Here is a 6,116-nt window from a genome sequence, read left to right on the forward strand (position 1 = left end):
CCACAAATCCCGATTTTCTTATCGTTCTGATCACTGCACTCCAGCCACGAAGGAGACCGCTGCTTTCAGATCTTTTTCATCCGGATGTCCTTTTGCAATACCTCCCACCAATTTAAACGGCCCAAAAGTGTCATATCCTTTACAGCCAAATTTTCCAATAATGTCCGTTTTCTTTTCTTTCAAAATAACTTCCAGTGATTTATATGCTGCATTTCCACCATAAGTACAGATCATAAATACCTTTTTATTTTCCGGCAGATTTTCTGAAGCAAACTTTAAGATTGTCTGATGAAATTTTGAAAAATAAATACCGGATGCAAAACCAATCCGGTCATAATCCGACAAATCTGCCTTTGGCTGCTGCACGGCATCAATCAGATCAACCTTACATTCCTCTGCAATTTTCTCCACCAGTTTCTTTGTATTTCCATGATGTACAGACACATAAACAATTACTGTCTTCATTTTTACCTCCCGCCTAACGATGCCATTCCAGCGTATATTCTTCTTCTGATGTATTTTCATCTATTTTCCGATTCACAATTTTAAATCCACGATGCTGATAGAACACTACCGCTCTCATATTTTTCTTATAAACGTTAAGATTCAATTGATCCTTTAGCTTCATAACGGTGCGAAGCAGCTCTGTTCCGATTCCTTTTGATTGTTCCTTTGCCTTTACAAAGATCCCGGCTATATAAGTATCTGTTAAACCAATAAAGCCCTGAATCTCCTCATTTTCTTCTGCCACATATACTTCTGCTTCAGGAATCAGTTTTCTGACCATATCATAATTCTTTTTCCAGTAATCTGCTTCTATAAAAGAATGGCTCTCAATATTTGCATGAAGCCATAAGGACATTACTTCGTCCAGATCTCTTGTTTCAAATCTTCGAATCATTTTCTTATTCCATAATAACTAAACTTTTTTACAGCCCATTTCTGTAAATCTCATTGATCACAGCTTGGGCATGTTCCATTTCTTTTTTCTGGATGATTGCATCTCTGTCACTTAAGATTGCAAGCATCTCATCCACCAGATCCTCGATTCGGGGATCACTTACCCGGTACAAATAGCCAAGCATCCGGGTGGCGGTGTAATCTGTATTCATATTTTTAAAGGCAATTTCTGCACAGAACTCTTTGGGATATCCTCTGTCCAGCAAAACCTTGTATAATTCATCGGTTCGTTCCGATGCCATAATCGATCACTCCCGTAATTTTATTCAAGACTCGCTCGCGAGTCTTGGCGCGGGATTCGGGTCTGCAAAGCAGACAAAACACTAATCCGAATCCCTGCGCATCCTCGCGGAGCGTATATCAGATGGGGATTGACACCCGCCACTGATATATATTTCTTGTTCACCGCCTGAAGAAGCGGAAGTCATATTCCATCTGATATACTTAAATTAAAATTCCTTCCAGATGATCCAGTTCATGCTGACAAATTTGTGCCGGCCATCCACTCAGTTTCTGCCGCTGCTTTTTCCAATTCATATCATAATATTCCACTTCGATATTTTCATATCGTGTTGTTTTCCTCACACCGGTAAGCGATAGACATCCTTCTTCTGTTTCATATGGAGTATCCTTGCTCAGAAGAACCGGATTAAACATCACAACATCTACGAATCCCATATTTACAATGATCACCCTCTTTTTCACACCAATCATATTTGCAGCCATACCTACACAACCGGCACGATTTGCCTGTAAAGTGTCCTGTAAATCCTTTCCTACCTGCAGATCTGCCTTTATAGCAGGTTCTGATTTTTGTCCCAGAAAGAACACATCTTTCATTATCGGTTTTACCATCTTTCATTCCTCCATGTCATATTATCTCTTTTTCAATCCCTCCGAACCATATAGTGATTATATCAACAATATTATATTTTTACCATAGCGAGGTTTTTTCATTCTCATTCTAATTTTGTCTCAGTAGAGGATTTCGATCTACTACTGAGATGAGTTTCTCCAAAGATACTTCAAATCGTTGATCATCTTCCTCCGTCCGTTTTGCCGGACCTTTCAAATGATGCTTTTTCTTTGCATTTCTTGCCTTCTTCGCCAGATGACGTTCCATCAGCATCTGGTCGATATTTTCATTTGTATACCATTTACCGCTCTGATGAATACCGTAAGCACTTTTTCCCAGAATCATTGCAGCCACACCATAATCCTGTGTTACAACAATATCACCCTTCTGGCACAGACTGACCAGTTTAAAATCTACAGCATCGGCTCCGGCTCCCACTGTGATCACTTCACTGTAATCTGAATATAAAACATGGTTTGTATCACATAAGAGAACAACCGGAATTTCATATTTCTTTGCTGTTTTTTCTACGATGGACACTACCGGACAGGCATCCGCATCTACTAATATCCTCATTTTTTCTTTCCTTTCGTCAGATCATAACTTTCCCCAATCATACGCTGGATATCTTTATTCGGAATAGAGCCATCCAGGATAATAGAATTCCAGTGTGTTTTGTTCATGTGATAAGCCGGGACAACAGATTCAAAAGCATTTCTCCAGAACTCTCTCCATTCCGGATCACATTTTACATTTATCCATACATAACCATCTTTATCATAAATAAGCGCAAATGTTTTCTTATTTCCCTTATGACGCATAACACACCAGTTATCATCATGAAAAGGATAATCTTCATATACATCTTGAAATGAATGGCAATATTGTATTGCCTCCTGCCTTGTCTGCATATCTTCTCCTCATTTTTATATTTTCTCTATGTTGATCTATTTATATATTGTACTCGCAGTCGTAAAGTGACATGCTCCCACTACTTAAGCCCTAAAGCTTTGAAGTAGGGGCTTCTTACTCAATAGCCCGATAGGGCTAAGTATCAATAAGCTATCTCCGCGTGCCCCGCGGTTCTTTTCTGCCCGGTTACGGGCATATTTCAGCCGCAGTTATGCGCATAAAATTCTTTTTCCTTCTTCTCGGATATTGATCGCTGCATTCACATCCCGATCCATCCGATTCCCGCACCCACATTCATAGATCCGTTCTGACAGTGACAATTCTTTCTTGATCTTTCCGCATTTGCTGCAGGTTTTACTGGATGGATAAAACCGATCGACCTTTATCAGCTTCTTTCCTCTATCTTCCAGCTTATATGCAAGCATATCCCGAAACATTCCATATCCGTTATCCATAACTCCCTTCCCCAGATGCAGGCACTGACTCATCGCTTTCATATCCAGATCTTCCACTGCAACCGCATCATATCTCTCTGCCAGCTCCTGACTCAGCTTATGGTGAAAATCCTTCCTCTGGTTCCGGACCTTCTCATGACAGACTGCAACCTTTTTCCTTTGTTTTTCGTAATTCCGGCTCCCCTTCTGACACCGGGACAGTTTCCTCTGTTCCCTCGCAAGACACACCATTGCCTTTCTGAAATATCCCGGATACTCACACCTTGTTCCATCCGAAAAGACCGCCATCCCACTCATCGCATAATCAATCCCCAGCACTTCCGGTTCTGCTTCTTTTCTCTTCTCTGCTTGGTTCTCACAGACTTCATACTCATAAAGCAGACTTGCATAGTATTTTCCGGAAGGCTCCTGACTTATGGTCACCGACTTCAGAACATATCCCTCCGGTATTTCCCGATGTTTCCTGATCTTCACTTCCTTCAGTTTCGGAAGCCGGATCTTTCCCTTTTCCAGACGAATATTCCCATTCACCACATTCGTTGTATAGCTCTTCCTGCTTCGATGTCTAGACTTGAATTTCGGAAAACCAACAGCATGATTTACAAAAAAGTTCTTATAAGCCTTCTCCAAATGAAGCTGCACATTCGCCAGTGCAAGGGAATCTACTTCTTTTAGCCACGGATATTCTTTCTTATAGGCTGCCGGAGTCGTCTTCTTCATTTTCTTCGTTGCCTCATATTCCTTTATCTTGTCATCCAGCATGATATTATAAATAAAACGGCAGCATCCAAATGTTTTAGCAAGAAGTTCTTCCTGTTTTTTATCCGGGTAAATCCGGAATTTATACGCTTTGTTCAAATTACTTTTCACCCTGGCTTTCAATATATCTGCGAATTATTTCAACCGGTGCACCTCCTGCTGTCAAAAGGCAGAAGCTCTGACTCCAAAATGCTTCCTTCCAGAGTTTTTCCCGTATTTCAGGATGTTCCTTCTTCAGCAGCCTGCTGCTTGCGCTTTTATACGCATTGATAAATTTACTGATCTCGCTCTTCGGCTGTGCACGGAACATGACATGTACATGATCCTCTTCATGATTCCATTCTTCCAATGTAATCCCATAATTCGGTGCAATATACTCAAATATTTCTTTCGCTCTGTTTGATATTACATCATCTATCACTTTCCGGCGATATTTCACAACCATAATCAAATGATAATATAACAAAAATACTGAATGTGCATTATTATCCAAATCCATATTATAATCAATCCTTTCTTTTATTCGACTGATTATATTATACCACATCCGGCACCTTAGAACAAGTGTTCTCTTATATTTTTTGCAATTCATCTCGCCACCTAAAGAGGTGGGAGAATTCTTGCTATATCTTGTTAAAACAGCGTTAACATCACTTTCACTACTGGAATCATCGCTTAAAACTTTATACTGTTCATAAACAAACTGCCGTTCCTTCTCTGGAAGTTTTGTATATTCCCAAATCATACGAACAACATTTCCATCCAGTTCTTCTGGAATTGGCGGCAACTGAATATATTTTTCTTTTCTCATCTTCTCAACCTCCGATAATAAATCTTCCTACACCGTCTCTTGCTTCTGTTACAAGTGCCAGGATAAATGCTCCTGCAGCCAATACTCCTGCCAGCATGAATTCAGCAACTCCCAAAAGGATATAGTTCATGAACCGGGTGCGGTACCAGATGAAGGTACACACAAGCATTGCTCCAAGAAGCAGACCAGCAAGTCCCTTTGCCACGCAGTAGAGATTCACGACTGCGCTGACACATACTCCGTTAAAAGCAAGGAGCAGCCATACCGGAACGGTATTTTCTCTGTATCTTGTAAACGCTCTTTTGATATTTAAGTCCAAAGGTCTTATACATGCTATATTCCAAGATGAATGCAAAGTTTTTAATGACTGTTGCATTTTCCGCTATCGAATAGTAATTATACATACCTCTAATCTCGGCATTCACCTGTGATACTATTTCCACATCGGTCATGTGAACCATATTGCCTCTGTGGTGAGAATCCCATATTTCTTTGCCATTTTCATCATACCTAATCCTAAGTGCACAATACTCTATTAGCTTAGCTTGCCACTTATCCCTTGGAGCATATAATTTGATTCTGCCCGTATGAGTTTTCCTTAGCTGATGCTTTGAATCATACATTAGTGCTGAATTCTTGGCTGTAGTAATGTCGTAGCCTAGGAATCTGGCTTTATCTTGACTATGCGTGATTTTGGTCTTTTCTTCGGACATCTCAAGATGCAGAGTATCCTCGAGAAATACTCTGAATTTATCTTTTATAAATAAGGCAACAGAAGAGTTACTCTATCAGAAAACAAAATACAGATTAATCCTAGAGATGGAAACAATATACTCTTGACTTTTAATATTCTATTCATTTTTCTCATTTCTCTCCTGTTCTTTTATTCATATAGTGTTTCAAGACAACAGTTCCGGCAGCAACCAAAATTCTTAATAATAATACCATGATAAATTCTATTGAAAATGGATTGCTCAACTTAGTTCCAAGCAAAGTAGTAGTAACAATACTGAGCAAAGAACCGCTTATTCCTGCTGTCAGATAAGTAGTGAATTTCACTCCACAAGTGCCAAAATACAGGCTCACAATGTCACCTGGCAAAAATCCAACAATTCTGGTAATAAAGCATACAAAAAAAGCATTTTCATTCTGATATCCTGTCAGTTGTTGAACCTTGGGATATCTAGTCCCAATATACTGTATAATATCCTCACCGCTGTATCTTCCAATCCAATAAGGAATCGTAATGGTTTGTTGTGGTCAAGCTTTTTTGTAACATTTGTGGCTAAAAAATTCATTGGATTGTTGCTTGGATAATACCGAAGTTTCCAGTGTATGTAAAGGATGCTTCGCACCGCCTTTG

Annotated in this window: 11 protein-coding genes; all 11 read right to left on the reverse strand. The window is 39.7% G+C overall.

From position 1 onward, the window contains the following. Positions 1–30: 30 nt before the first annotated feature. The 11 genes from ACTNBF_RS14330 to ACTNBF_RS14380 all read right to left on the reverse strand — a co-directional run bounded on the left by ACTNBF_RS14330 (position 31) and on the right by ACTNBF_RS14380 (position 6,001). Positions 31–465 carry a flavodoxin family protein gene (locus ACTNBF_RS14330; protein WP_441089522.1) on the reverse strand — a complete coding sequence of 145 codons (435 nt, stop codon included), beginning with the start codon at positions 463–465 and terminating at the stop codon, positions 31–33. A gap of 13 nt (positions 466–478) precedes the next feature. Beyond that, a complete protein-coding gene (locus ACTNBF_RS14335) occupies positions 479–901 on the reverse strand; it encodes an N-acetyltransferase (RefSeq protein WP_441089523.1) in 423 nt (140 codons plus the stop codon). Positions 902–929: 28 nt separating this feature from the next. Further along, positions 930–1,202: a hypothetical protein gene (locus tag ACTNBF_RS14340; RefSeq protein WP_441089524.1), complete on the reverse strand. Its 273-nt coding sequence runs from the start codon at positions 1,200–1,202 to the stop codon at positions 930–932. Between the two features lie 202 nt (positions 1,203–1,404). Further along, the gene (locus ACTNBF_RS14345) at positions 1,405–1,815 is read right to left on the reverse strand and encodes a peptide deformylase (RefSeq protein WP_441089525.1); all 411 of its coding nucleotides are present in this window, start codon (positions 1,813–1,815) and stop codon (positions 1,405–1,407) included. A gap of 109 nt (positions 1,816–1,924) precedes the next feature. Beyond that, a complete protein-coding gene (locus ACTNBF_RS14350; RefSeq protein WP_427808781.1) occupies positions 1,925–2,392 on the reverse strand; it encodes a YaiI/YqxD family protein in 468 nt (155 codons plus the stop codon). Further along, positions 2,389–2,727, reverse strand: coding sequence for an MmcQ/YjbR family DNA-binding protein (locus ACTNBF_RS14355; RefSeq protein ID WP_427808780.1), 339 nt, complete (start codon positions 2,725–2,727; stop codon positions 2,389–2,391). Before ACTNBF_RS14355 ends, ACTNBF_RS14350 begins: the two co-directional genes overlap by 4 nt. Positions 2,728–2,937: 210 nt before the next feature. Continuing rightward, the gene (locus ACTNBF_RS14360) at positions 2,938–4,053 is read right to left on the reverse strand and encodes an RNA-guided endonuclease TnpB family protein (RefSeq protein WP_441089526.1); all 1,116 of its coding nucleotides are present in this window, start codon (positions 4,051–4,053) and stop codon (positions 2,938–2,940) included. Continuing rightward, positions 4,043–4,441, reverse strand: a complete 399-nt coding sequence (gene tnpA / locus ACTNBF_RS14365) for an IS200/IS605 family transposase (RefSeq protein ID WP_441089530.1) — start codon at positions 4,439–4,441, stop codon at positions 4,043–4,045. The genes ACTNBF_RS14360 and tnpA overlap by 11 nt, the downstream gene beginning before the upstream one ends. Positions 4,442–4,757: 316 nt before the next feature. Next, complete coding sequence (locus ACTNBF_RS14370; RefSeq protein WP_441089527.1) at positions 4,758–4,973, reverse strand: hypothetical protein; 216 nt, start codon at positions 4,971–4,973, stop codon at positions 4,758–4,760. Positions 4,974–4,995: 22 nt separating this feature from the next. Further along, positions 4,996–5,466: a group II intron reverse transcriptase/maturase gene (locus ACTNBF_RS14375; protein WP_441089528.1), complete on the reverse strand. Its 471-nt coding sequence runs from the start codon at positions 5,464–5,466 to the stop codon at positions 4,996–4,998. Between the two features lie 151 nt (positions 5,467–5,617). Then, positions 5,618–6,001 carry a TVP38/TMEM64 family protein gene (locus ACTNBF_RS14380; RefSeq protein ID WP_441089531.1) on the reverse strand — a complete coding sequence of 128 codons (384 nt, stop codon included), beginning with the start codon at positions 5,999–6,001 and terminating at the stop codon, positions 5,618–5,620. Positions 6,002–6,116 lie beyond the last annotated feature (115 nt).

It is taken from the genome of Bariatricus sp. HCP28S3_A4, assembly GCF_052066395.1.
Taxonomy (GTDB): Bacteria; Bacillota; Clostridia; order Lachnospirales; family Lachnospiraceae; genus Allocoprococcus.